This is a genomic window from Methanolobus halotolerans (assembly GCF_004745425.1).
Taxonomy (GTDB): Archaea; Halobacteriota; Methanosarcinia; order Methanosarcinales; family Methanosarcinaceae; genus Methanolobus; species Methanolobus halotolerans.
In genome coordinates, this window is record NZ_PGGK01000014.1 from 28,899 (window position 1) to 53,786 (window position 24,888).

The 24,888-nt window shown below is 43.6% G+C and carries 25 protein-coding genes; 10 read left to right on the top strand and 15 right to left on the bottom strand.

All coding sequences use genetic code 11. From position 1 onward, the window contains the following. The first annotated feature begins 115 nt into the window (after window positions 1-115). Complete coding sequence (locus CUN85_RS10885; protein ID WP_135390349.1) at window positions 116-3,037, top strand: CHASE4 domain-containing protein; 2,922 nt, start codon at window positions 116-118, stop codon at window positions 3,035-3,037. An 11-nt stretch (window positions 3,038-3,048) separates the two neighbouring features. Here CUN85_RS10885 and CUN85_RS10890 read toward each other — a convergent pair whose 3' ends face one another. From CUN85_RS10890 to CUN85_RS13040, 4 genes are all read right to left on the bottom strand, one after another. After that, window positions 3,049-3,285 (bottom strand): cytochrome b5 domain-containing protein, encoded by a 237-nt coding sequence (locus CUN85_RS10890; RefSeq protein ID WP_135390350.1) that lies wholly within the window; start codon window positions 3,283-3,285, stop codon window positions 3,049-3,051. 164 nt (window positions 3,286-3,449) lie between these two features. Then, window positions 3,450-3,953, bottom strand: coding sequence for a peptide-methionine (S)-S-oxide reductase MsrA (msrA, locus tag CUN85_RS10895; protein WP_135390351.1), 504 nt, complete (start codon window positions 3,951-3,953; stop codon window positions 3,450-3,452). A 202-nt stretch (window positions 3,954-4,155) separates the two neighbouring features. Continuing rightward, window positions 4,156-4,965 (bottom strand): DUF1638 domain-containing protein, encoded by an 810-nt coding sequence (locus CUN85_RS10900; protein WP_135390352.1) that lies wholly within the window; start codon window positions 4,963-4,965, stop codon window positions 4,156-4,158. Between the two features lie 69 nt (window positions 4,966-5,034). Beyond that, window positions 5,035-5,208: a hypothetical protein gene (locus tag CUN85_RS13040; protein ID WP_167848862.1), complete on the bottom strand. Its 174-nt coding sequence runs from the start codon at window positions 5,206-5,208 to the stop codon at window positions 5,035-5,037. Between the two features lie 146 nt (window positions 5,209-5,354). Here CUN85_RS13040 and CUN85_RS10905 point away from each other — a divergent pair, with 146 nt between their 5' ends. Beyond that, window positions 5,355-5,849 carry a GNAT family N-acetyltransferase gene (locus CUN85_RS10905; RefSeq protein WP_135390353.1) on the top strand — a complete coding sequence of 165 codons (495 nt, stop codon included), beginning with the start codon at window positions 5,355-5,357 and terminating at the stop codon, window positions 5,847-5,849. A 64-nt stretch (window positions 5,850-5,913) separates the two neighbouring features. On the opposite strand, the gene CUN85_RS13715 is transcribed toward CUN85_RS10905, so the two are convergent. The 6 genes from CUN85_RS13715 to CUN85_RS10935 all read right to left on the bottom strand — a co-directional run bounded on the left by CUN85_RS13715 (window position 5,914) and on the right by CUN85_RS10935 (window position 10,570). Further along, window positions 5,914-6,117: an amino acid ABC transporter ATP-binding protein gene (locus tag CUN85_RS13715; RefSeq protein ID WP_328591273.1), complete on the bottom strand. Its 204-nt coding sequence runs from the start codon at window positions 6,115-6,117 to the stop codon at window positions 5,914-5,916. A gap of 76 nt (window positions 6,118-6,193) precedes the next feature. After that, window positions 6,194-6,379 carry an ABC transporter permease subunit gene (locus CUN85_RS10915; RefSeq protein ID WP_135390354.1) on the bottom strand — a complete coding sequence of 62 codons (186 nt, stop codon included), beginning with the start codon at window positions 6,377-6,379 and terminating at the stop codon, window positions 6,194-6,196. Window positions 6,380-6,551: 172 nt separating this feature from the next. Further along, window positions 6,552-7,424 carry a glycine betaine ABC transporter substrate-binding protein gene (locus CUN85_RS10920; RefSeq protein ID WP_135390355.1) on the bottom strand — a complete coding sequence of 291 codons (873 nt, stop codon included), beginning with the start codon at window positions 7,422-7,424 and terminating at the stop codon, window positions 6,552-6,554. A 65-nt stretch (window positions 7,425-7,489) separates the two neighbouring features. After that, on the bottom strand, window positions 7,490-8,323 hold the full coding sequence (locus CUN85_RS10925) for an ABC transporter permease (RefSeq protein ID WP_135390356.1): 834 nt from the start codon (window positions 8,321-8,323) through the stop codon (window positions 7,490-7,492). Beyond that, the gene (locus CUN85_RS10930) at window positions 8,323-9,573 is read right to left on the bottom strand and encodes a quaternary amine ABC transporter ATP-binding protein (protein ID WP_235856301.1); all 1,251 of its coding nucleotides are present in this window, start codon (window positions 9,571-9,573) and stop codon (window positions 8,323-8,325) included. The genes CUN85_RS10925 and CUN85_RS10930 overlap by 1 nt, the downstream gene beginning before the upstream one ends. A gap of 454 nt (window positions 9,574-10,027) precedes the next feature. After that, on the bottom strand, window positions 10,028-10,570 hold the full coding sequence (locus CUN85_RS10935; protein ID WP_135390358.1) for a pyruvoyl-dependent arginine decarboxylase: 543 nt from the start codon (window positions 10,568-10,570) through the stop codon (window positions 10,028-10,030). 270 nt (window positions 10,571-10,840) lie between these two features. Between CUN85_RS10935 and CUN85_RS10940 the strand changes: the two genes are divergently transcribed. Beyond that, window positions 10,841-11,563, top strand: a complete 723-nt coding sequence (locus CUN85_RS10940) for a DUF72 domain-containing protein (RefSeq protein ID WP_135390359.1) — start codon at window positions 10,841-10,843, stop codon at window positions 11,561-11,563. 1 nt (window position 11,564) lies between these two features. Here CUN85_RS10940 and CUN85_RS13405 read toward each other — a convergent pair whose 3' ends face one another. The 3 genes from CUN85_RS13405 to CUN85_RS10955 all read right to left on the bottom strand — a co-directional run bounded on the left by CUN85_RS13405 (window position 11,565) and on the right by CUN85_RS10955 (window position 16,770). After that, entirely contained in the window at window positions 11,565-15,044 is a 3,480-nt protein-coding gene (locus CUN85_RS13405) for a nitric oxide reductase activation protein NorD (protein ID WP_235856302.1), read from the bottom strand. Continuing rightward, the gene (locus CUN85_RS10950; protein ID WP_135390360.1) at window positions 15,041-15,871 is read right to left on the bottom strand and encodes a CbbQ/NirQ/NorQ/GpvN family protein; all 831 of its coding nucleotides are present in this window, start codon (window positions 15,869-15,871) and stop codon (window positions 15,041-15,043) included. Before CUN85_RS10950 ends, CUN85_RS13405 begins: the two co-directional genes overlap by 4 nt. Window positions 15,872-15,999: 128 nt before the next feature. After that, window positions 16,000-16,770 carry a ribonuclease HI family protein gene (locus tag CUN85_RS10955; protein WP_135390361.1) on the bottom strand — a complete coding sequence of 257 codons (771 nt, stop codon included), beginning with the start codon at window positions 16,768-16,770 and terminating at the stop codon, window positions 16,000-16,002. Window positions 16,771-16,949: 179 nt separating this feature from the next. Between CUN85_RS10955 and CUN85_RS10960 the strand changes: the two genes are divergently transcribed. Then, the gene (locus CUN85_RS10960) at window positions 16,950-19,754 is read left to right on the top strand and encodes a DEAD/DEAH box helicase (protein WP_135390362.1); all 2,805 of its coding nucleotides are present in this window, start codon (window positions 16,950-16,952) and stop codon (window positions 19,752-19,754) included. Between the two features lie 181 nt (window positions 19,755-19,935). On the opposite strand, the gene CUN85_RS10965 is transcribed toward CUN85_RS10960, so the two are convergent. Further along, on the bottom strand, window positions 19,936-20,361 hold the full coding sequence (locus CUN85_RS10965; RefSeq protein WP_135390363.1) for an FKBP-type peptidyl-prolyl cis-trans isomerase: 426 nt from the start codon (window positions 20,359-20,361) through the stop codon (window positions 19,936-19,938). Window positions 20,362-20,542: 181 nt separating this feature from the next. Here CUN85_RS10965 and CUN85_RS13410 point away from each other — a divergent pair, with 181 nt between their 5' ends. The 6 genes from CUN85_RS13410 to CUN85_RS10980 all read left to right on the top strand — a co-directional run bounded on the left by CUN85_RS13410 (window position 20,543) and on the right by CUN85_RS10980 (window position 22,945). Beyond that, window positions 20,543-20,704 carry a hypothetical protein gene (locus CUN85_RS13410; RefSeq protein WP_235856303.1) on the top strand — a complete coding sequence of 54 codons (162 nt, stop codon included), beginning with the start codon at window positions 20,543-20,545 and terminating at the stop codon, window positions 20,702-20,704. Next, window positions 20,646-21,107 carry a 4Fe-4S binding protein gene (locus CUN85_RS10970; protein WP_235856304.1) on the top strand — a complete coding sequence of 154 codons (462 nt, stop codon included), beginning with the start codon at window positions 20,646-20,648 and terminating at the stop codon, window positions 21,105-21,107. The genes CUN85_RS13410 and CUN85_RS10970 overlap by 59 nt, the downstream gene beginning before the upstream one ends. 178 nt (window positions 21,108-21,285) lie before the next feature. Then, window positions 21,286-21,486 (top strand): CDGSH iron-sulfur domain-containing protein, encoded by a 201-nt coding sequence (locus tag CUN85_RS10975; RefSeq protein WP_135390368.1) that lies wholly within the window; start codon window positions 21,286-21,288, stop codon window positions 21,484-21,486. A 244-nt stretch (window positions 21,487-21,730) separates the two neighbouring features. Beyond that, complete coding sequence (locus CUN85_RS13045) at window positions 21,731-21,877, top strand: hypothetical protein (protein ID WP_167848863.1); 147 nt, start codon at window positions 21,731-21,733, stop codon at window positions 21,875-21,877. A gap of 643 nt (window positions 21,878-22,520) precedes the next feature. Next, on the top strand, window positions 22,521-22,658 hold the full coding sequence (locus CUN85_RS13050) for a hypothetical protein (protein ID WP_167848864.1): 138 nt from the start codon (window positions 22,521-22,523) through the stop codon (window positions 22,656-22,658). A gap of 8 nt (window positions 22,659-22,666) precedes the next feature. Beyond that, window positions 22,667-22,945 (top strand): hypothetical protein, encoded by a 279-nt coding sequence (locus tag CUN85_RS10980; protein ID WP_135390364.1) that lies wholly within the window; start codon window positions 22,667-22,669, stop codon window positions 22,943-22,945. Window positions 22,946-23,415: 470 nt separating this feature from the next. On the opposite strand, the gene CUN85_RS10985 is transcribed toward CUN85_RS10980, so the two are convergent. Beyond that, window positions 23,416-24,261, bottom strand: coding sequence for a DMT family transporter (locus tag CUN85_RS10985; protein ID WP_135390365.1), 846 nt, complete (start codon window positions 24,259-24,261; stop codon window positions 23,416-23,418). Window positions 24,262-24,888 lie beyond the last annotated feature (627 nt).

Below are 24,888 nucleotides of genomic sequence, written 5' to 3' on the forward strand. Positions count from 1 at the left end.
CCGGAAAAAGCTGCCTGGAACTGTTGTCATTGTTGCATATAGATTTGAAAAATGCTGACACAAAGCTGTTATTATCTGGTTCTGTTCATTTTATTAGATTGTTGATGGTGGAAATATGAAGGTCTACAATAAGACAATGATTACAATAGGTTTGACCTTTATTGTTCTGTTCCTGCTGATAATAGCCGTAGTCCATAGCGTGTCAATCGATAATTACGAACAACTGGAGTACCGGGAACTTACAGACGATGTCAACAGAATCGAACGAGCTATCCAGTCAGAGATATCCGCTCTGGACATCACAGTTTATGATTGGGCTGCATGGGATGACACTTATGAGTTTGTTATGGATGGTAACTCTGAATACATCGAATCCAACCTTAATGACGACACTATTTCCATACTTAACGTAAATTTCATGCTCATCTTCGATCCTTCCGGAAATCTTGTGTTTGCAAAATTCTATAATCTGGAAAACCAGGAATCTACAGATGCTCCTCAGAGTTTTATGAGTATGTTCGAGCCGGGAAGCAGGCTGGTAGAACACACCGATATCTCCTCGTCTTTTTCCGGTCTCTTAATGACTCCGGAGTTACCTATTATTTTCGTTTCCAGGCCTGTGATAACAAGCAATAAAAGAGGACCTGTCGGCGGAACACTGGTTATGGGAAGATATATTGATGAAGCGATGATCTCATCCCTTGAGGATAAAACACTGCTGCCTGTAGAACTGACACGTCTTGATAATGGCATGCCCGGCAATCTTGGTGATGCAGGGACACAACTGCTTGAAGAGGACTATGCAATAAATATTGATGAAGACGGTGAAACTATCTTCGGTTTTAGGTTGATTGAAGATGCTTCCGGAGATCCGGCAATGATTCTGCAGACCTCTATGCACAGGGACATATACCTGAATGGACTTAACACTCTCAATTCGATACTTTATTCAGTAATCCTTATTTTTTTAGTTATTATTCTGCTGCTTTCTTTCCTGTTGAAGAAATCTGTATTTGCACGTCTGGAGACTTTAAGTAACAGTGTCTATGCCATGGGATTAAAAGGAGATCCGGGTTCACGTTTGCAGATAAAAGGTGATGATGAACTTTCTATGCTTGCAAACAATATCAACGGTATGCTCTCTTCAATGCAGGAGATCTCTTCTATTCTGAACTCAACTATCGAAACAACGGTAGATGGCATAATAGTTGTTGACGGGGATCATCACGTGCTTCTGATGAATCCTGCGTTTATCAGAATATGTGGTCTTCCTCCGGAATTGCATTCAGAAAAAAATTCTATAAAAATACTCGATCATTTCCTGACAAAGGTGGAAAACAAGCATGATCTGACGACCGGGATAAATAAAAGAAGGAAGGCTGCTGTCAAAGCGAAGACCTTTGTAGAGTTCAAAGACGGAAGGGCTTTTGAATCACATTCTCTTCCTTTGATAGTGGAAAATATCGTCACAGGAAGAATGTATATCCTGCATGAGATCACTGATATGATCAGGCGTGAGGAAGAGCTCAGGCAGCAGATAAATATTCGGGAAAAGATCGAAAATGAACTTATTGTAAGCGAAGAGAAATTCTCTAAAATAGCCACATTCGCATATGATGCAATAATAATGATCGATGGGCAGGGAAAAGCAATCTTCTGGAATAAAGCTGCAAGGCGTATTTTCGGTTATAAGGAAAGTGAAGCAATGGGTAAGGATGTCCATTTACTTGTGGCTCCTTCAAAATACCATGATGTATTCAGGGAAAGTTTTGAGCAATTTAAGAGGACAGGTCAAGGCAACGCCATAGGTCATACGCTGGAACTGGAAGGCAAAAGAAAGGATGGTACTGAATTTCCGATTGAAATGTCACTTTCTTCAATAAAGTTATCTGATGACAGCTGGAACGCAGTTGCCATAATTCGTGATATTACAGACCGTAAGCAAATAGACTCAATTGAAAAAGCAATCCTTGAGAGGATGACCACAATTATAAATAATGTAGATAGCGGTATACTAATGATTGATGCAGAGACAAAAGAGATCGTTGATGTCAATCCGGTTGCTGCAAAACTTATAGGTCTGCCCAGAGGGAAAATAGTAGGCAGATCGTGTCATAATTTCGTATGCCCTGCAGACAAAGGCAAATGTCCGATTATCGATCTTCATCATAAAATAGATAAGTCTGAACGCATCCTGCTTACAAGCGACGGAACAGAATTACCAATAGTCAAGTCTGTTGTTTCAGTAAAAATGCATGATAAGGAGTACCTCATAGAAAGTTTCTATGACCTTTCCGTCAGAATGAAACTTGAAGAGACTCTCATAAAAGCTAAGATAGCAGCTGAAGAATCCAATCGGTCAAAGAGTGAATTCCTTGCGAATATGAGTCATGAACTCCGTACTCCTTTAAACGCGATCATAGGCTTTTCAGATATCCTGCTCGTAAATGATGCAACATTACATGACAAACACAAACGCTACATTGAAAATATATCCAATGCAGGCAGACATTTACTGGATATTATAAACGATATTCTTGACCTCTCCAAGGTGGAAGCGGGAATGTCCCAGCTTATCCTTGAAGAGTTCCGGGTACTTGAAGTAGTGAATGAGATAGTGAGGTCATTTGTTCCTCTTGCTAACAGGAAGAACTTAAAAATTGACATAGGGATAGATGGAGACATTAGCATAAATGCTGACAGGTTAAAATTCAAGCAGATCCTTTACAATATTATAGGTAACGCAGTCAAGTTCACCAGGGAAGGTGGCAGTGTGCATATATCAGCACACGTATCCGGGACGATGCTGGAGGTCATCATACAGGATGATGGTATAGGTATCTCTCCTGAAGACCAGCAGTATCTCTTTGAACCTTTCAGGCAGGTTGATTCGGCATTGAACAGGTCATATGGAGGGACCGGGCTGGGTCTTGCAATAGTCAAGAGATATGTTGAGATACACGGAGGAAGTATCCGGGTTGAAAGTGAGCCTGAAAATGGCTCTACTTTCACCTTCGAACTTCCAGTGAACAATTAGTGGTGGCTGTTTTACTTTTTGATAGCACCTACAAGAGGGCAGTTATCAAGGGCATCTGACTCGTGGGGAGCTTCCAGGTCCATGCTTTCAGTTAAGTCCTCTCCTGCTTCATGGAGTCCCATATGTTCCCCGTCATCCCAGAAATCGCTATCTGTTACGTCATAGACTTTACCGGAATAGACCACATAGGCTCTTTGTCCGTCTCTCCCATTATATTTTGAAACTTCTTCAAGTGTGAATTCTTGCATGTACTCACCAATTAAGGATCTCTAAATATTAAGTAGAACTTCAGGTACTATCTTATATTTCGCCTTCTTAAACATATTGATTGAAACACAGTTAACATTTATTTGCTATTGCCTGCTGGAATTATCAATATACTAAAAAGTCTATGATCTTATAATCAGGATGCTCATATACTGCATCCCCCTCTGCCTGTCTTCTCAAAATATTGTTGATGATATTCTTCTGCACGATAGAAGGTGTCTGCAGGGACTATCTCGGTGACTATACCTGTTTTATACTCACCTGTTCTCTGGAGATTGATTTTTGATGCAAGGGCAGCATTCCTCTGTTCCTCATTGTGATAGAATATTGCCGATCTGTACTGGCTTCCTATGTCGGGGCCCTGCCGGTTTGGTGTTGTGGGGTCGTGCATTGCCCAGAAAACTTCCAGAAGTTTATCGTAAGATACCACTTCCGGGTCAAATATGACCTCGACAGCTTCTGTATGTCCGGTCTTGCCACTACAGACATCCTTGTAACCCGGGTTATCAAAATCTCCGCCGGTATAGCCTACTTGTGTATATTTGACACCTTTCACATTCCTGAAAGTTGCTTCAACTCCCCAGAAACAGCCGGCTGCAAATGTTGCGATCTCGTTTCCTTCACTCAGTAATTCTTCTTTTGATTTCATACTATCCCCAACTGAACCGGTAGGAACAACTTGTGGCGAATCAGACAATATAAGTGCATATATAAGAGCTGAGATGAATAAAAGAAAGAATATCCTACCTCTTGTTCTTGACATTTAGTTCGCTTCTATTATACTCAGATATGACTAAGTCTGTTAACGATGCCGTATATATCTTTCTCATTATTTCCGCACTTATGAGATATCAGGTCCCAGGTTGAATATCAATCAAGCCCATGTCCTTTTTCATGGCTGCATAACATGTCCTGAATATCTGCTGGTTACCCTCTACTTCGTGTATCTCAAAGTCGAATATCCTGGCAAATTCCTCAACGTTCTTATCGAAGTCAGGTGTATATCCCAGCCTGGTATGAATCTTTGCCACTCTTTTATATCCGGTGATCTCATTCACTTTCCTGAGCATCTTCAGCGTTTTCTCAGGTTTTACCGGATCCACACGCATAATCTCTCTCCATGAGTGAGCGAACATGGGTGTGAAAAGGAAGGTTCCCTTGTCGCTGAATTTTTTCAGGATCTTCAGGTATTCTTCACCACCTCCGAGGGTTGCACCTACGCAGTCATCCACTATTCGCTTATCATCCCTGAGTATCCTTACAGGGCATGTGGATTCCTGATGTCTGAAATCTTCTTCCACCTTATCAAGCACGTTGCCGCAAAGACCATAAAAAAGGAGTATGCCATCCGAGTACGGAGTTACATTCTCCAGAAGTCTGTAGACCTCTTCACGAAGTATCTTCGGAAATTCATGAAGGGCAAGCTCCACCAGATAGACCATGACAATGTATTTTTCCCGGTCCTCTCTATCGACAGCATAAGGCATGTCTTTCAGATGCTTCTGGCTGTACTTCAGGCCCGCATTATCCAGTTTAGTGAGGAAGTCTTTCTCCTCGTTATTCTTGATAACGGTAATCTCATCTATGCAGGGGTCATTTTCAAAAAGATGGACTATCTCATCCTGTAATATCTTGCATGACAAAATTGTCATTACCGGCATATTCTCACCACTTGTTTATTCTGGTATTGCATATTCTCACACTTATTCTTTTGTTTATTTAATTCCATTCTATCTATTATCTTTGAGCCCCAGAAGAATGAACGTGGCAATAAATGTCAGAAATCCTGCCGGGATACCTGCAAGCACAGAAAAGAATATCCTGTCTGCCAGGGCCTCGGTCACGATTATCGATACCAGGATAAAAGCTATAATGCTCAGGATAAGTCTTGGAACAAGTTTCATGCCTCTCTCTTTTGTCGTTTCCCTTCATCCATTATGTCCTTTAAAGGTAACTCTGGCAATAGTTTAATAATATTGTCTATTATCTCCGTAATGATCTAACAGAAGAATTACACTACTAATTCTAAAAGCAAATTTCGGGTGCACGTATGACAGGTTTTGATAAAGTAAAAGTAACTATCAGGCAAACAGATGAAAGAGATGTCTCATTGATTCTGGGATTCATAAGGGCGATCGCTGAATTCGAGCATCTTAGTGACAGTGTGATGACCACTGAGGAAGATCTCAGCAAGTCGCTCTTTGGACCAAGACCCTACGCAGAGGTTGCCGTTGCCGAAGTCGGGAATAAGTCTGCCGGATTTGTTATGTTCTTCCACAATTTTTCCTCCTTTGCAGGCAAACCGGGTCTGTATATTGAAGATATCTATGTGCATCCTGAATACAGGGGACGGGGTGTTGGCAGGTCATTAATGGTATACTGTGCAAGGATTGCAAAAGAGAGAGGCTGTGGCAGGATGGACTGGAGTGTGCTGAACTGGAACCCTGCAAGGAAGTTCTATGAAAGTTTAGGTGCGCAGGCCCATGAAGAGTGGATAATTTACCGTATGGGCGAAAAAGCTTTTTCAGAACTTGCAGAAGGATAACAGTCAAAGTACTTTACTGAGGAAAAATCTTGTCCTTTCGTGCTTCGCATGGAATAATATGGCTTCAGGTACCCTGCTCCACTATCATGCCTTTGTCCATGAAAAGAACACGATCACCTACCTCCCGTGCAAACCCCATTTCATGCGTGACCACGACCATGGTCATGCCCATCTTTGCGAGGTCCTTCATGACACCAAGCACCTCTCCTACCATTTCAGGATCAAGTGCCGATGTAGGTTCATCAAAAAGCATCAATTTAGGATGCATGGCAAGTGCTCTGGCAATGGCAACTCTCTGTTTCTGACCACCTGAAAGCGCAGAGGGGCTCCCATCCTTACTTCTTTTAGGATGTCGGGTGCTCTGTTATCAGCTTCCTTCTAGAGTAAAGCCCTGGGAGGCCATAGTAGAACAGTAGTATCTGTACCAGAAGGGGTGTGCTTCTTATGAAATCGACATATATGACACCGGGATACTGGAACAGGATTTTCTTTGAAAGTTTCCCGAGGCCTGTTATCGTACCCATTATCATTCCAAAGAAAATGGAAACTATGGAATGGTAATAGTTATGTGAAGTAGGATTATTCTTCTACAACTTCTTCTTCTTCTTCTATCATTTCTTAAGTGGCATAGAGAATAAGAAATAATGAAAATCTGAATAAGGGAAATTATTAATATAAATAAGAAGGGAAACAGAGAGAACCTTAGTTCTCTCCTATCCACTCATTTACCTTTTCAGGATTATTCTCTACCCATGTTCTGGCGGCTTCCTCTTCAGGCACGCCTTCAGCAAGGTCTGCCATTACTGACTGGATATCCTCGTGTGTCCAGTTGAATCTGCTTATGATGGCGTAAAGTTCAGGGTCATCTTCTGCGAGTCCTTCTCTTGCAAGGGTTTCGACATGATCTGCTTCACCGTATACACCTTCCGGATCTTCAAGGTATTTCAGGTCAAAGCTGTTGAATGCCCAATGAGGTGACCAGAGTGTGACTACAGCCCATTCTTCATCTGCAATGGAGTTCTGAAGTGAAGCTGCCATACCTGCACTACTGCTGGCAGTAAGCTCGTAGTTAAGGTCATATTGCTCAATGGCTGTTTCTGTAGCCTGCATGATTCCGGCACCTGGGTCGATACCGATTATCTCTCCGTTGAACTGTTCTTCGTTTCCGTTCAGTTCATCTATGGAATCGATGGTGACATATGTTGGAACCACAAGTCCGATGCGGCAGTCTTCAAGGTTGACTGCGACACTGTCGATGTCTTCTCCATATGTTTCCCAGTAGTTACTCTGGGTCTGGGGTAGCCATGCGGACGTTGTAAAGTCGAACCTGCTGTCTGCAAGCCCCTGATAGAGTGCACCCGCATCAACGGAAATTATCTCTACATCGTATCCTGCTTCTTCCAGGACAAGTTTCATCACATTCGTACTGGCGATCTCACCATCCCAGAGAACATAACCTATTGTAGCTTCCTTGGCAGGTGTCGTCTCTTCTGTTGTCTGGTCAGTACATCCGCTCACCATAACAAGCATGGCAAGTAGCATCAGCACTGCAAGAACTTTTATTCCTGTTTTCATTTTATCACAACTCTTAGTATATTAGGTAAGACCATATGGTCTGTAAATATCATAATCTGTAACTCTTATTTTCCGGGTGTAAGACTCTGGGTAAGCCTGTCAAGAACGATCGCGATTATAACGATTGCCAGGCCGGCTTCGAACCCCTGCCCGATATTAACTCTCTGAATGCCTACAAGCACCTGGTATCCCAGTCCGCGTGCACCAATCATAGCTGCGATCACAACCATTGAAAGGGACAGCATAATACACTGGTTAACCCCTGCCATGATAGTTGGAAGTGCTACAGGCAGCTCCACCTTTACCAGTTTCTGTATTGGAGTTGATCCGAATGCATCGGAGACCTCTACTAATTCCACTGGTACCTGCCTTATCCCCAGATTTGTCAGTCTTATCGCAGGAGGCATTGCAAACACAATTGTTGCAACCAGCCCGGGTACGTTACCAAGCCCGAAGAATATCACAGCCGGGATCAGGTACACAAACGATGGCATCGTCTGCATGAAATCGAGTGCAGGCTTTATAATATGGTAAATAAGCTCATTTTTGGCTGACAGGATCCCGAGGGGTATTCCAATAGCAAGGACAACCAACGCCGATGACAGAACAAGAGCCAGTGTCTCCATTGAAAGGTTCCAGAGGTTCATTGAATCTATCAACAGGAAGCCTAATGCAGTCCCGATCGCAAGTCCTGCCTTTCGCTTTGTCAGGAAGTAGACAAGCAAGGATATAGCGACTGTAAAGGCAACTGGGGGCAGGAACATTAAGACATCCCTTAGTCCTGATATCAACACATCTATGAACTCACTGAAAATATCAAGCAGGAATCCGAAGTAATCATTGATCCAGTATACTATGTACTCAACAATTTCTCCGATGTGTAATGAAGGCATGACCATTATTGACCGGCCTCCTCTGCTTTTATATTATTCTCATCGATCGTATTGCTTGCTGTACTAATCTCAGAGGTCTCGGGATATTCTTCCACTTCGGTAATGGCAAGTGCTCCAAGTACACTACCTCTTACGATTATTCCTCTGAGCTTACCAGTCCCTTCAACAACAGGAAGGGGGAATTGGATCTCTGCTATTACTGGAATGATCTCTTTTAAAGGAGTGTCGAGTTGCACTCTGGGAAAATCAGCAATAAGTACATCGCTTATCTTTTTCTTTTCCTTCAATGCAGTTACTACGTCATCAATAAGAATGATCCCCTGTAGTATCTTATCCGGGTCGACGACAAAAATAGATGAGATTCCGTGTTTCTTCATCAACTGGATGGCGACGCTAAGTCCCGAATTAATTGAAACGACAGGTTCCGGCCGTTTCATTACATTTTCTGCAGTCAGTATCTTTGTACGGTCCACACCAGCCACGAACTCTGAAACATAGTCATCTGCCGGTGAGGTGAGTATCTCTTCGGGAGTGCCTATCTGTGCAATGTACCCATCCTTCATTATGGCGATCCTGTCCCCAAGTTTGAGAGCTTCATCAAGGTCGTGGGATACAAAGACAATGGTCTTCTTCATCTTGTTCTGAAGTGCCACCAGTTCATCCTGCATCTCTGCCCTGATTAGTGGGTCCAGGGCGCTGAATGCTTCATCCATTAGCAGGACATCAGGGTCAGTTGCAAGAGCCCTTGCAAGTCCGACTCGTTGTTGCATACCTCCGCTAAGCTCGGAAGTAGTGCTTTGCTCGTACCCCTTAAGGCCTACCGTGTTAATGGCTTCTTCGGCATGCGAGTAGCGTTCATCCTTGGAGACTCCCTGTATCTCCAGCCCGAAAGCTACATTGTCTATAACCGTCCGGTGGGGCAACAGGGCAAAGCTCTGGAACACCATGGTCATTTTGTTTCTGCGTATATTACGTAGTTCCTCGGTATTCATACCTGCAATATCATCACCATCGACGAGGATGTGACCGCTGGTAGGGGATATAAGTCTGTTGAGACACCGCAGAAGTGTGGATTTCCCTGAACCTGAGAGTCCCATTAGTACGAATGTCTCACCTTCGTAGACATCAAAGTTAACATCATAAAGACCCACTGTCTGTTTTGTCTTCTCCAGGATCTCTTGCTTTGATAAGCCTTTCTCCACCATTGAAAGAGCCTTTTGGGGTTGTTTCCCGAAAATCTTAACAAGATTTCTCACTTCTATCTTTTTATTCTGAATAGTTATACCTCAGGTGAATATCGTTTTGTGGATTTATGATTATTTATGATTACTATACTAAATGATTTTGTTATTCTATATTAGCGTTTCGATTTGTTCATATAAAAATCTACCCTGATAGAACTCTTTTTCCTTAAAGAGGTTTTATTATGGGATTTATTCTTACTTATACCTTCGGAACAAGCTATTTATGTGAGCGCTTTTGCCAGAAGATGATCAATTGATCGTCAGCATATGATAGTGGATATTTACTGCAGAACAGATGACCGTTTCGGGAAATTAAATCCATAAAATATATACACATATATATAAATAAATAAGTACAATAAAATTAAAGATAGAAAATAAAAAAGGATTTTATTGTCTGTGATCTGCAGTCACAGAACAATTGCAAGTATCCTTCTGTTAAAGACCTTTATGGCCGGTTCCTGAATTATTCAATGAATACCATTGCAGCCACAACTGTGGTCCACTTACCGCCAGCATCTCCGTGGGCTGTCTGGCAATAGTGGGTCGTATCTATAATATGTCCGCTTGCTTTGTAGACCTGCTCCCTTTCGTGCCAGGCAGAATCCGCATCGAACTCTACACCCAGGGTAGTTGCAAGCATTGTTGCCGCAAGGTCCTCAGCATATTCTCCTGCTTTTTCCTCATCCTCTCCATATGAATGGTGTTCGGATATGTAACCATAGTTCTGCTCATTGACAGGAACAGCAGTACCCACAGCAGCAGCTACAAGCCTGTGAGGTTCGTTTGTATCGTTACGTGCCAGGACACAATGTACTATCTCGCCAGCCCCTATCTCTTTTAGTCCTTCATCTCTCGGGACTATCTTGCAGTTCGGGGGGAGTATGCTGGATACTGTAACAAGGTTGTATTTCTCAATTTTTGCAGCCCGTAAAGCAATCTCGAATGATGCCAGTCTGTCTTTGTGAACGCCGAAACCTTTAGTTAAAAATGCCTTTTTAGGTGCCATATTAAATCACTCTTTATATTTAAACTACCAAACCGTAATTCACTAGTGTCCTATATTGACTCCCGTTTATACATGAACTTGTTTTATCAATCTAATGGTTGCAGAAAGGCTAAAAGTCAACAAGATGTATGGCTTATGTTAAAACTTTACTTTCATTTCTTCCAAACATAGCTGGTTAAACAGTTTTTAAGGATACATTCCTGTTTAACAATAGGACTATAAGACGGGGTTAATTAATATGAGAACATTTTAAGCTATGGGTTAGATCTCGTGCATGTATTTGTGGGAACTAGCGGATGGTATTATGAGTGGAACAGAGCCAAAAGCCTGGATTGGTTCGTAAGCAACTCCGGCCTGAACTCTGTGGAACTGAATTCAAGTTTCTATCGTTTCCCCTCTCTGCATAATGTAAAAAGCTGGGCCCGGAAGGGGAAGGATCTCAGATGGAGTGTAAAAGTTAACCGTTCGGTGACCCATAACCACATGTTCAATGACGAGGCACTTGAAATTTGGACCCGGTTCAGGGAACTTTTCGAGCCGCTTGACGAGTTTATCGATTACTATCTGTTCCAGGCCCCTCCCCGATTCAGAAATCTAGACCGTATAATTGAATTTGCTCAAAATGCAGACATGGGTGAGAGATTCGCGTTTGAGATACGCAACCGTGAGCTATTGGGAAATGATGACAAATGCAATGAACTGGCAGAAAAGGTAACATTGGTATCTGTAGATTCCCCCGATTTCCGGAACAGGATATTTCCCGGCAAAAATCTCTATTTGCGCATGCATGGCAGGGAAGAATGGTATCAGTACGATTATTCCGAACAGGAACTAAACGAAATTTCAGCTCATATAAGCAAAACCGGGCCAGAAAGAATAAATGTTTATTTCAACAACAACCATAATATGTTAAACAATGCAAGGAGAATGCTGGATATGGTGGATGGTGCGCATCGGCATTCAACGGTACAGGAGCATATATCTGATTATTGATTCAGGTAGTGATTCGCTTGTACAACATTGGGAGACTCTCTGGAAGCGATCTGGCATCATCTATTATCGTGTAGCCTACGCCGGAGAATATATTGTCCAGGTATTTTCCGGGATTGGAATCCACTGTTATGCAGAAGAAATGTATCCCCCTGGCATTGCCTTCCTCTATTGCGACCCTGGTATCTTCCTCCGCAATTTTACCCTGATAAGCACCTTCTCCCTGGCATGTATCAAAGGGCTCTCCGTCGGAAAGCAGCACCATGATCTTTGTCCGTGCATCGACCTGCTCCAGTTTATTGAAAGAATGGCGGATGGCAGGTCCCAGACGGGTATTGGACACCGGTTCCAGCAGACTGATCCTGCGTTCAACGTTGTCGGATAGTTCCTCATCGAACTCTTTTATAATGAAATACTCGACATCATCCCTTGTCTGGCCGGAAAAGGCATAAATGGCGTATTTGTCCCCTATACTCTCAAGAGCCTGTATCAGAATGGTAAGTGAGTCCTTCTCCACATCCACGATACTCTTCCCTTCTGCACCCAGCAGTTTCCTGGTAGAATAACTGACGTCGATCAGGAACAGGGTTGCAACATCCCTTTCATGCTTGTCCCACCTGAGGTAGAGCCGGTCATCGGGATTTATTCCGCACCTTTTCTCGATCAGGGCGTCGATAAAGGCGTCAATATCCACCTCAGTACCATCTGTTTGCTCTCTCATCCTGCGGAACGCCTCCGGCTTCATTCTGCTGAATATACGCTGTATGAGTGCGATCTCGTTCCTGTAGCGCTCGGAAGCATCCCTGTAATAGTCACTGGATGTGCCTACAGGCTCGATCTCATTGACGGTACACCAGTCCGGTCTATAGTCATTTATTACGGCATCCCACTCATCATAACTGTAACTGCCCCGTATTTTCCAGTTCTTGTCCTTTGCATAGGTGGACTGGCGACTGACCTTTTCCTCTTTTGGCCTCTCTCTTTCTGCTGTCAGGTCAGTCTCGCTTTCGGGAATGAATTTCTTGATGATATTTTCGTGCGATCTGGATGCAAGAGGATCCTTCTTGCCATATGCCCCGACACCTATGCCCCGATAATCGATATTCTTCAGTATCTCGTAATCCTTTGATCCCAGCGGACCCAGGTGGTCATCCAGTATGGTATAGATCATGAAAGTCATATAAAGGGAATCAAGGATTGATGATTCCTGTTGCAGTATCTTCTCTTTCAATAAGCCCCTGATCTCATCCAGCATTCCTTCTGTCTCTTCACTGATATCGTATGCAGGTCCATGGCCTGTTGAGATCCACAATAGTGACTCCATGAATTCCTCAATGTCTCCGGCGGGAGCCGGTCTGGAAAGGAGCATCTGGTGTCTGATATCCTCAAGGTCTGAGCGTACTCCCCTGTAATGCTCCATTATCATGTGTTCGACCCTTGCATCCTCCAAAAGGCCCAGTATGGTACCTGCAAGTGCTTCATTAGGGTACATGGCAATGATATCAGCGATATCGGTAAGATCTTCCGGACGTTGCTCCGATATGTAATTTCCTTTATCAGTGGTCCCGTATCTTTCTCTGATCTCAGTTATCAGTCCAGCTGAATTATCCATGGGGACCTTGTGGGAGCTGAACTGCGTATGTCCCACTTCGTGCATTATACTAAGTTTGTAGATCCTGAAGTTGTCTTCAAAACCACCGTATTTCCAGATACGGGGTGCAAGGTAGATGGTCCTGCCTGCAATTACGGGGTTTATAATGTCCGCCTCTTCCTCCAGTTGCAGTATCTTTTTGGAAAGGATGTTGAAGCTGACCCCGGAGAGGCCCAGTGCATAGTACCTGAGTATACCTGCAACCTTTTCAAGAGCTGCCGATCCGGTGAGTTCTTCAACGAATTCCTTTGAGCTCTTTGATCCCAGGGAGAAATAAGGCCTTCCAAGAGGCGGATTCTCTTCAAAGATACCTATTCCGTTCAGGGCCCATTCTTCAAGCTCGCTGACATCCAGGTCCACCATAAGTGAGGTGGAGTAGGAAAAATAGTCAACTGCCAGTTTTTTGTCATGCACGTACACTTTTATTCCGGTACCTGCCCATTTTCTGATATCCTCAGGCCCGATTTTTTCAACTGCCTCCGGAAGGTTCTCAAAGAACACACCTGCAAGTAGCCAGTCTTTATCAAGCAGTATGTGTGCAGTTTTAAAAAGCTCATCGTGATACAAAGGGTTAGTTTTTCTCAGGGCCTTGGTGAAATTCCTGTAATAACCCGATCCAAAAGTACGGCTTTGCTTTGAGATGTCTTCTCCAATAACCACCCACTCATCGAACTTCTCTCTTGTCAGGAATTCCAGGGCATCGGGTGCATTCTCAAAGTATTTTTCCACACACTCGGGGTTGATGAGTGCAAGCCGGATACCTATGTCAAGTAACAGATTCCTCTTATCACTGTCCAGGATACCGGAATATCTTTCCAGACCTTTGAAGCTGCCGTAAATGAAAGCCTCAAGAGCTTTTTTATTGCCTGACAGAGAGTTAATGGCTTTGTCGGTCCATTCAGTCAGTCCTTCTGCTTCGATGCTATCCAGAATATCGGGGCTTCTGTTCAGGAAGGAGATTGCGGCATCATTATCTGACTTTGCCAGCCTGGAAGCTTCGTTCACCCACATATTGAAGTCATTGTCATTCAGTAGTCCCAGAGCCCGGGGCGAGTTCATGAAAAGTGTGAATATTGTCTGTCTATCGTGTTCAAGAAAAATATTAAGTGCCTCAAGAAGTGTTCTGATCCGCTGCGGTCGTACCTGATAGAATATTTCTGCACTGGAGTCTATGATATCCACTGCGGTAATCCAGTGGATCCTGAGCATATGTTCTATAATGTCACACCACAGCCGGAAGTCTTCTGGAGAGAGCAGTGAATGCAGGTGAGGCAGGTTCTTGAAGTATTCTTCAGCAACGTTCACGTTGGCGTCTGCAAATCTCTTACCGGCTGTGACAAGTTCCTCAAAGATGTCAAAATCTGTGGAAACAACAATATTACCGGTATACTTGAAATAAGCTATCGCCAGCCACTTACTTTTATGTGCATAGGACATACCCTGTTCTGTCCACCTCTCGAGAAGGGGAATGCCTCCCTTTTTCATGATCAGTACAGATGAATCAAAGAAACCCTCACAACAGGATACGCTCAGGGTCGATGCTTTGTAGGCGAGTTCCAGCCATCTGTAAAAATCATCCCTGGTGCTGAAACCATAAACGATTGGCGATGTCCTGAGGTATGCCAGGAGAACCCTTTTTCCGTTCTTCAGGAAGCGTGTTCCAGGGTCCAGTATATCTTTGAGTTCGTCCGGGCAGAGTCTTTCATACTGTCCTGTAATACCTGAAATATCTTCCCTGTCAAGCCTGGTGAATCTGGATAACATCAGTTCTGACAGTTCTTCTTCTGTAGGTCCTGTTTGTCGCGAAGTATCCTTTGCCAATGTGAACTTCACTCCAGGATGGCATATATTATTTCATCTATACTCTTCTGAAGGTCCGGATTATCAGTGATTGGCCTTGCCATTGCTATCCTGCATGCCTCCCTTGGGCTTATGCCTTCATGTATCAGCTTGCCTGCATATATCAGAAGGCGTGTGCTCACTCCTTCTTCAAGCCCATGATGCTTGAAATTACGTATTCTCTGGCCGATCTCCACAAGGTCGCCTGCCATTTTCTCATCCACTCCGCTCTCATGGGCCACGATATGCTTTTCCAGTCTGGCAGGCGGATAGTCGAACTCAATGGAAACGAACCTTTGCCTGGTGCTCTGTTTAAGATCCTTGACAGCACTCTGGTAACCGGGATTGTAGGATATGGCTAACATGAATTCGTCCGGCGCCCTGAGGATCAAACCCAGTTTATCAATAGGGATCATGCGCCTGTCATCTGTTAGCGGATGTATGACAACGATGGTGTCTTTCCTGGCTTCCACCACTTCATCCAGGTAACATATGGCTCCGTTCTTGACAGCCTTTGTGAGCGGACCGTCATTCCACTCGACAGAATCGCCCTTGATCAAAAACCTTCCTACAAGATCGGTTGCAGTCAGGTCCTCATGACATGCAACAGTTATTAGAGGGCGCTTAAGCCGGTATGCCATATATTCCATAAAACGAGTTTTACCGGATCCTGTGGGCCCCTTGAGGTTGATGGGTAAAAGATTCTTGTAAGCCGCAGTGAATATTTCGACCTCATTACCTACCGGAACATAGTATGGCTCTTCCTCGATGAGATATTCCTCAACTGGCAACTCTCTGGATAAACAACATTTAGTTGACATGGCATCAGTCCTCTTCTTATATCAGGGAGTTTGTTCTTCTTTACATATATCTGCTGCTGTGCCGGGATATTTCCTGGCCGGGGAATATAAGTATGATGATCGTTACAACCTTTGTGTTGTGATAAGTGTCAGGAAATTGTTCTTCCCTTCACGCTCCTTTTACTGATCTCGGTGTCAACTTTTACCTTTCTGACAGCAAGGTCTGCAGCCAGTCCCCTGAGCATCCACCGCAGGGCTGAAGCCTGATGCTGCAATTCATCGGCAAATTCTTTTTTGACAAGGGCCGCAGCTTCCTTGCCTGCAAGTTTTCGCAGCTCTTCTATCCTTATTCTGGAAAACTGATCCAGGCCCCCGACCTTTAGCTGTGCGAAAGATTTGAACCCTGGTGACGGATCCGTGTTCAACTCGTTTATGCTGATTCTTAGGTGAGGTTTGACAGAGGCTGTATTTGTATCGGCTATAACTTTTCTTGCAACGGGTATTGCTGCATGTTGCTGACTATCAGGCAGTGCCAGCCTGTCTGCATCACTGTTCTCACTCCTGGGCACCCATTTGTATCTGATCTTCAGTTTGTTCTTTTTAACAGCTGCTGTTATCTGGCTGTGAAGTTCTGCAAGGTTCGGGTTGTTGATCTTCCACTTTCCCGCCATCTGGTTGATGACCAGTTTGCTGTCCCCACATACCTGAAGTGGTCCCTTGCCACCGAGGTCCGTGTAGTTTAGAATACCTTCCTTAAGTGCTGTGTATTCCGCAACATTATTAGTGTTGGAAGGGGAACCTTTTATCTCTTTTCTCCCTTGTGTGCAGGGTTTTTTGTTTTTCCAGCTGATGACCCATCCAAATCCCATCCTTCCTCCGGGATTGGGGTTGCATGAGCCATCAAAGTTAAGTTGGTCCATGATAACTATGGAACGATGTACTCTTTTTTTAATCTACCTGTGTCTGACCAGCAAGCAGGTAAGCCAGGGAAAAGGTTTTTCCCAAAAGAAGTCCAGGGAAGATAATATTCTGGATGAGAGCATTTTATTCCGGATAAGAGTATTTACTCATTTTCCCTACATCACGGAGCTTTATAGGAATGAAAGTCCCTGAACTTATTAACAGGATTAGGTCATCAAGAAGATACGAAGAACAGATAGCACATATTGAGGACATCCCTGCCAGGGAGCCAGCTTTCGGTTCGGTTGAACTCAAGCCCATGATCAGTTATGCCCTGAACGAAAAAGGCATCAATCAGCTCTATGTGCATCAGGCAGAAGCGGTTCAAAAAGTACGTGAAGGTAAGAACATCGTACTGTCGACCAGCACAGCCAGTGGTAAATCCCTGTGCTACATGCTGCCAGTATTTGAAAGTATGCTGGATGATCAGAAGGCTACTGCACTTTATATATCTCCACTCAACGCCCTGGTGAACGACCAGCTCCGGTCTTTCCGTGATTTTGCACATCTTATGGGACAGAATATCAGGATTGAGAAGTTCATTGGGACCATGTCCCAGCAAGAGAAAAATGATGTCAAGTACGGGAACCCTCGTATTGTTTTTACAAATCCTGACATGCTTCACCTCAGTTTCCTTGGATGGAAACACCAGTGGCGGGGTTTTCTTGCAAACCTCCGGTTCATTGTTCTTGATGAAAGTCATTCCTACAGCGGCGTAATGGGCAGCCATATGGCAAACCTGCTGAGAAGGCTTAACCGCGTATGTGAATACTATGGATCGAAACCTCAGTACATATGCTGCACTGCGACCATCGGAAACCCTGTGGAACATACCTCTGCACTGATCGGAAAAGACGTATGCCTGGTGGACAATGACAGTTCCGGAAGGGGAGCGCAGAAGTTCGTTTTCTGGAACCCTCCCTTCTATGCCAGATCAGACAACTTTACAATCCGCAGGTCCAGTTTCGGGGAGACCGTGGACCTTTTCACAACCTTTGTCCAGGGTGGATTCCAGACAATCGTTTTTGCCAGGTCAAGGCAGAAGGTCGAAAGAATGTATGTCGAGGCAAGGAACATGCTTACGAACAGAGGTGTAGAATGCAGTATCAGCTCATACCGGGGAGGTTACTACGGGGAAGAACGCGAAGTCATTGAGAAACAACTCTCAAAGGGATCAATTGAAGGTGTGATCTCTACCAATGCCCTTGAGCTCGGTATAGACATCGGAGGGCTGGATGCCTGCATAATGGACGGTTTTCCGGGTACGATCATGAGTGCGAGACAGCAGGCAGGCCGGGCCGGGCGTGGCAACAATGAGAGTATTGTGGTACTGGTGGCAGATTCGAATGCACTTGACCAGTACTACATGAGAAATCCTGGAGACTTCTTCAGACGTGAGTGCGAGGAAGCAGTCATCAACGTCTCGAACCGCTATATACAGGCCGGTCACCTGCTCTGTGCTGCCATGGAGATCCCCCTCAGGCCTGAAGATGCACTTCATTTTGGCAGTGAGTATAATACCATTGTCAGAGTGCTTGAAGAAGAGGGCCTGCTTCAGGGATATGTTGCAAAACAATGCCTTGATACGGATCCACACAGGAAAGTATCAATTCGCAACATCGATAATGATGCCTTCACCATGCTTGAAAAGGACATCAGAAAACCCATAGAGAAAAACCTGACCCGGCTGCAGGCCTACAGGGAAGCTTTTGAAGGTGCGGTTTATATCAATAAGGGAATTCCGTACTGTGTCACAAAGCAGGACCATAAAAGGAAAGAGATCCTGGTTGAGCAGGCCCGGGACGGGTATTACACAAGGGCGATGGTATCCTCGGATATAGTTATCAAGGGTACTGTCCACAACAAATTCCTGCCGGCCTGCGGGGATGTAAAGGTCGGCTTCGGGGATGTGGATGTTACCCAGCAGGTAACAGGCTACAGGAAAGTTCAGCAGCGTACAGACAAGGATCTCGGACAGCACACCCTCCGGATGCCCACGTTCACCCTGCAGACAGAAGCCCTGTGGATTGAACTGCCGGGCAGGTTCACAGAGGCGGTCGAAGTGCATGGCAGCGACTTTGCAGGTGGTATCCATGCTATCGAACATGCCATGATCGCAATGTATCCACTCCACCTGCTTGCAGATCGCAACGATATCGGTGGTGTGTCAACTCCTGAACATCCTGACCTTGAGGGCAAAAGTGCTATATTCGTGTATGACGGGCATCAGGGTGGAGTGGGATATGCTGAAGGTGGTTATGAGGTCATATCAGATATGCTGGAAGTCACCCTGAAATCCATTGAGAGCTGTCCCTGTACTGAGGGCTGCCCTGGCTGCATACAGTCTCCAAAGTGCGGGAACAATAACAATCCTCTTGACAAGGATGCAGCAATTATCATACTCCGTAAGATGCTTGGCAGATCTGACCATGTCCCGGCAAAGAAAAAGAACTCTTTGAATCCCGGAAAAGTTAAATCAGCACCTGCCGGTATGGAAGGTGGCGGGAACGAGACCCGTGAAAAGCGTTTCGATCCGGTCAGTGCTCTTGACAGGGCCAGGAGGAAACTACGTCAGAAAAGAAGCAGGAGTGTCGGGGAATGGGTCCATGATGGAATATCGACCGGGAGAGATAAAAAAGACCATGCTGCTGCTTATGAATGCTTTGAGGCAGCTTTACAGCTTGAACCGGATAACGCTCTTGCTATTATGAACAAAGGCATTACATGTATGTACCTGCACCGATACCAGATGGCTCTTGAATGCTTCAACAGGCTTATCAGCATGGGACACAGGCAGGGTTCCGTTTGGACACAGAAAGGCGTTGCCCTATACTATATGGGGGATTACAGAAATGCTGTTGCAGCCTATGATGAGGCACTGAAGGTAAAGCCAGCGGATTCTAAGTTGCTTGAACTCAGGAAGCGGGCAGAGAAGAAGATGTAGATCTCAATCCATACGATATCCGGAATAAGCCACCGAGCAGCCACCAACAGATCAGAATTCAGGTTCAGAGGCCATAAGAGTAAAGTTGTCCTGTTTTGGTATCAGCGCTTATACTTCAACTTAAAAAAGATTTAATTCCGGTACTATAGCCCTGAAGCGTATAATACCAGGATCAGATCATCTATGCTTCAACAACCCTAATGTTGAAATTCAATGCTTTGCCGGCGAGAGGATGGTTCATGTCCAGTGTAAGCTGTTCATCTCCTACTTCGGCTACCTTTGCAGGCATTTCCCGCCCATCTGGTGTCCTTACAAGTATCATCATCCCTTCTTCGATATCCATGTTTGACTGGATGATATCCTTTGGAACCTGTTGGGTAAGATTCTCATTGTATTCACCATAGGCTTCGGATGGTTCAATCCTGAACTCCTTCTCGTCCCCTTCGTCCATACCTCTTACAGCTTCCTCAAAGCCGGATATGACCTGGTTTGCACCTACTGTGAACTCAAGAGGTTCACCATGTTGCTCGGAACTGTCGAATACTGAACCATCGTCCAGTTTGCCGGTATAATCTATCTTTATTGTATCGCCATCTTTAATTGACAAATTATCAACTCATTATAAATTTAAAAACAAGCCTTGACTCATTCTAGTATACAGGAGGTTGTCTACATTACTTAGGTGTTTTGCTTGCACGAAAATGCTATCTGCTGTCATTACAACATATAAATGATAATATCTATAGTTGATAATTATTTTGAGTTCCGCTTCAAACAGGAGATACAAAATGACAGACTTGACAAACCTTAATCTCACAAAGGCATTGAAGGATACTGCTCTGGAAATGAATTCCGATCTCATTGGTTTTGCAGATCCGGAATGTTTCTATAATGAAGGATGTGCGATCGGTCATAGTTCTGGGAGTGGGAGTACCACGCGGGGCTTTTGAAGCACTTCCTGAAGGAAAAGCCGAGTACACAAACACACTCATGGCAGCCACAGCCACATTGAGAATAATCGCATTCCAGATCGCCCGGATCATAGAGAAGAACGGATATATGGCAACTATCCTGCCATACGAAGGCAGTGAGTTCGGCTATTGGTACGCCGACCGGGAAACACTCAAAGCAAATATGTCTATCAAGTATGCTTCGCATCATGCAGGGCTGGGTAATTTCGGTTTGAACCATCTTCTGATAACAAAAGACTTTGGTCCGAGAGTCCGCATGACCGCACTGCTGACAAATGCAAAGCTTGGAACCGAAGAAGAAAATACACTCCCATATATTAATAAAGAGTGTAACAGCTGTATGAAATGTGTAGAAGTATGCCCTGTGGGTGCGATCTCATAGAACGGGACAATTGACAGGCATAAATGCGCTGATTATATGTTCAATGCTCTGGATGGGTTGAGATGCGGAATGTGTGTAAAGGTCTGCCCATTATGAAAACACCGTTGAAGTAACCTGAAGGATGGAAAAACAATTTATATGGTAATATAACTCATAGAATATGGGGGAAACAAACAGAATGAGTGTAACTATAAAGGTAATGGATGACGGTCCGTTCATGGTTATGGGTGATTTTGATATAGTGGACATGGAGGGCAGAAAGTTCCAGTTTGACAAAGCTCAACCCATTGCGCTGTGCCGTTGCGGTAAAAGTGCCAGCGAGCCATTTTGTGATGGTAACCATATAACCATGGCATATAAATCCCGGGTCAGAGCCTGAATTGTAAAATCTACATATTTAACTGTATACACATAGATTGTTCTATAATATATCTGGCTTACCTATAATTATCAGGTGTATAGGTAAACATTTGCTGCCGGACACCTGGTCTGGCAAACCAGGTATTGATTAATATATTTAGAATCGCAGCGGCATAAGAAATTGATTCGAACTTTTCTTAACTTGTAACTCAGGAACTGCATTTTCATTGGTATATACACTTTGAAGTTCTGCACTGAATCCCATGGCACAGACAATCGCTTTTGCCAACCAGCGCGATGCCGGTACAGACATAGATTCTCTGATAGCTGCCATGCCTGTTGAAAGCGATGGTGAGGGGAATCTTCAGAGCATGTGGTTCTTGCGACTGATCCTTAAGATATCGATATGAACCTGGAAAATATGGTCCGGATAGTGACGATGATGGCACCATCGATTCACTGGACCCGGAGCCATTAATAGAGTTCAGTACACCCTGGAAGAAGCAGATGTCAGCGTTGATTATTTTGCAGAGCCCTCTGAGGAAGCTGATGTAATATGTCCTGTTCCATACCTGCTCCGCAAGAAAACTCCATGGCTGATAAGATGTCTGTTCCCGGAGTGTTCCGGGGAACAAAGAGTTGGATAGGTGTGGATTATCTAAGATCGCTCAATATGGTAATTTCAAAGTGGACAATTTATACATATCTTCTATTCAAGACGTTATTGTATCATGTGTTACTGATTACATGCGCTGTCTGAAAATTCAGAACCATTATTTTTTAGTCAGGCTAATGAATATATGAGCGAGTTAATTTAAATAAAAATATGTTGTGATAGGTTAATTCAGGATAAAGATTCCGGGGCACCCGTACATGATGGGTGTGGAATTGACATATTTCCTGATTTGAGTGGGGTACATAATTGAAGCAAGTAAAAGAATGTCCTGAGTGTAACGTACGCAAGAATAACATGAATCTAAAAATACAACATCGTGAGATGTGTGGATATTTGATTCGAAAAGACATCTTTTCTGATAAAGTGGGGGTAAACAATTGAACCAGTTAAAACAATGTCCGGAGTGCAATGCACATCTGGATGGTCTGGATCAAAAGATACAGCATTGTCAAATATGTGGATACTGGACCCGGAAAGGAACTGCAAGACTTGATTCGGTAATGGTACTCGCATAGGTGGGAAAATGAAAATGGAAGAAATACTTTGTCCCTGGTGTAAAACTGCATTTAAGAAGCAGATTTACGGCATGAAAACAGTCAATTCCTGCTTCAGATGTGGGCATCCTTTATCCATCGATTCTTCATATGAAGAGCAGATCATGATCAGGGACAGGACGTCAAAGAACCTGTTAAGGAAATTCCATAATCTTTGGGATAACTGTCAACCAGGTACTGATAGAGTGTGGGACATTAAGGTTTTGTCTGAAACTCGAATGTCACTCTTATACAATTCAAACATGTAGCAAATAATATGAGGGTTATATCATGTGTTTTTGGGTTAAATTCTGGGAAGATGAAAAGAGAAAGGTATTAAGAGAAGTGCCTGTGCATGCAGATACGGAGCATGAGGCCAAAAATGTATTCCAGCATGACTTTCCAAGTGTGAATCATTTCAAATTGATTCCACCTTAGATCCACAGAAAAACTTGAATCTTCTTTTTTTGTTTTATCCAGTTTCACCCCGTGCCGGACTATATAAGACCAATGTGTGAGTGAATGAAACTCCAACTATTTGATTACGGCTGCATTCAATATAACCACCTCTGTAGAATATGTCACATTGCTATCGTAGAGATATAATCGACACTGTGGGTATCCTCGTTTAAAATATAAAGGCACACACCTCAGTTATTCCATATCTATTTCATCCTCAGCAAAGAAATGTAAAAATGCTAGCACCAAAATTATTTAATTGCTTTTTACATGCGTAATGTCAGATCGATATAAGGATTATAGCGGTAAGGGAGGCTATTACTCCTATCCATTGACGCGAAGCAAGTTGTTCTTTTAATAATACACATGCCAGCAATACTGTAACTGCAGGACTTAGTGATGATAGAATTGTGGCAACATCCAATCTTCCAGCTTCTGAAGCCAGAGCAAATAGGGTAGCTCCTCCTGTATTAAAGAGTCCTGCAAGGATAACTATCACAATTACATCTGTTGTGGGTTTACTGACAGTCTTTGTTAACATTATGAATCCTGTGAGCATGATAAATGCCGTTATTCTTGAAACTGTTAATGGCCAGTAAATTGCAGTGGAGCTGAAATTATCAATGGATATGAAAAACAAGCCAAATAATATACCTGCAAGTAATGGATATTCCAAATCTTTTGCTTTTAAGCTGGGTCCGACATTCATACTAACAATAAACCATATTCCAATAAATGCAAAAACAAAACCTGTAATTTTAAAAATAGAAGGAACACCTTCATTTAAAGCTGAATATATTACAGGTATGATTATCGATATTACTGCAGCCAGAGTAGCAACTATACTCATTTTTCCTTTGGCCATACCCATATATAGTGCTATCAGCCCCGCAGCTCCAAAAAATCCTGCAAGGGCACCCCACATAAGACTGTTCACTGGTGGCAGGCTCTCTGAAAATACAAGTGCAAGAATGGGGAATATAATAATACCCATGATCTGTGTGACCAGAACCACAGAATAAGCACTTGTCCTTCTGGTAGCACACCCCCCTACAAAATCCCCTGCACCCCATGATATTGCAGATGTAAGCCCAAAAATAATAGCAAGGGTCTCGACAGGTATCACTTTATATCTCCGTTAATTTTCAAATCCAAGGATTTTTCAAAAATATGCTTGCTTTATACTATATTCAGGCGATAGCTTGTAGTAGTGTTCATGTAAAGGTTTTGTATTTACTCAGTCTGTATGCCACATGACTTTATGTTATAGTTATTTTTGGATATGTAGGGATTTTCGGCATTCAGGTACAAAGTAATGTGAAAAATAATTCAGTAAATGCTGTGCATTATTGAATGTATTTGTCACTTTCAGCCGATTGTTCATAATACAGGATACACCTTTATCAATGATATCCTTTCACAATTACTAAGAGATGGCACATCAGCTTTACTAAGTGAAACCTTAGCAGATTGATTCTACCATGAGCGAACCTGCATCCCATTATTATTGTGGATTCTTTCTCCAACTCAACTGAGGGATCTACTGAAGAGTAAACATGGAATTTAATTTAAGGGAATATGGGCTCTGTAGAAACCCTATTTACTATTTAATTTAGTCCGTAATCGTTTAAAAAGGATAAAACCCCAAAGTGTTAACTTGCTAGCGAAAACACAAAGGGGATGTTTAGTGTTTTGTCTAATAAGTACTTAAACTTTGTTGATGCAGCGCTAGCTGCATCAGGAAACTCACATT

Coding starts and splice junctions, on each gene's coding strand:
- CUN85_RS13410 (WP_235856303.1), top strand. CDS start 20,543: ATGACAGACTTGACAAACCTTAATCTCACAAAGGCATTGAAGGATACT.
- CUN85_RS10920 (WP_135390355.1), bottom strand. CDS start 7,424: ATGAAAACAGGAATAAAAGTTCTTGCAGTGCTGATGCTACTTGCCATG.
- CUN85_RS10975 (WP_135390368.1), top strand. CDS start 21,286: ATGAGTGTAACTATAAAGGTAATGGATGACGGTCCGTTCATGGTTATG.
- CUN85_RS13045 (WP_167848863.1), top strand. CDS start 21,731: ATGGCACAGACAATCGCTTTTGCCAACCAGCGCGATGCCGGTACAGAC.
- CUN85_RS10890 (WP_135390350.1), bottom strand. CDS start 3,285: ATGCAAGAATTCACACTTGAAGAAGTTTCAAAATATAATGGGAGAGAC.
- CUN85_RS10950 (WP_135390360.1), bottom strand. CDS start 15,871: ATGTCAACTAAATGTTGTTTATCCAGAGAGTTGCCAGTTGAGGAATAT.
- CUN85_RS10915 (WP_135390354.1), bottom strand. CDS start 6,379: ATGATAATGGGTACGATAACAGGCCTCGGGAAACTTTCAAAGAAAATC.
- CUN85_RS10905 (WP_135390353.1), top strand. CDS start 5,355: ATGACAGGTTTTGATAAAGTAAAAGTAACTATCAGGCAAACAGATGAA.
- CUN85_RS10935 (WP_135390358.1), bottom strand. CDS start 10,570: ATGGCACCTAAAAAGGCATTTTTAACTAAAGGTTTCGGCGTTCACAAA.
- CUN85_RS10955 (WP_135390361.1), bottom strand. CDS start 16,770: ATGGACCAACTTAACTTTGATGGCTCATGCAACCCCAATCCCGGAGGA.
- msrA (WP_135390351.1), bottom strand. CDS start 3,953: ATGAAATCAAAAGAAGAATTACTGAGTGAAGGAAACGAGATCGCAACA.
- CUN85_RS10980 (WP_135390364.1), top strand. CDS start 22,667: ATGAAAATGGAAGAAATACTTTGTCCCTGGTGTAAAACTGCATTTAAG.
- CUN85_RS13040 (WP_167848862.1), bottom strand. CDS start 5,208: ATGAAACTTGTTCCAAGACTTATCCTGAGCATTATAGCTTTTATCCTG.
- CUN85_RS10960 (WP_135390362.1), top strand. CDS start 16,950: ATGAAAGTCCCTGAACTTATTAACAGGATTAGGTCATCAAGAAGATAC.
- CUN85_RS10885 (WP_135390349.1), top strand. CDS start 116: ATGAAGGTCTACAATAAGACAATGATTACAATAGGTTTGACCTTTATT.
- CUN85_RS10900 (WP_135390352.1), bottom strand. CDS start 4,965: ATGCCGGTAATGACAATTTTGTCATGCAAGATATTACAGGATGAGATA.
- CUN85_RS10970 (WP_235856304.1), top strand. CDS start 20,646: ATGAAGGATGTGCGATCGGTCATAGTTCTGGGAGTGGGAGTACCACGC.
- CUN85_RS10925 (WP_135390356.1), bottom strand. CDS start 8,323: ATGGTCATGCCTTCATTACACATCGGAGAAATTGTTGAGTACATAGTA.
- CUN85_RS13715 (WP_328591273.1), bottom strand. CDS start 6,117: ATGCATCCTAAATTGATGCTTTTTGATGAACCTACATCGGCACTTGAT.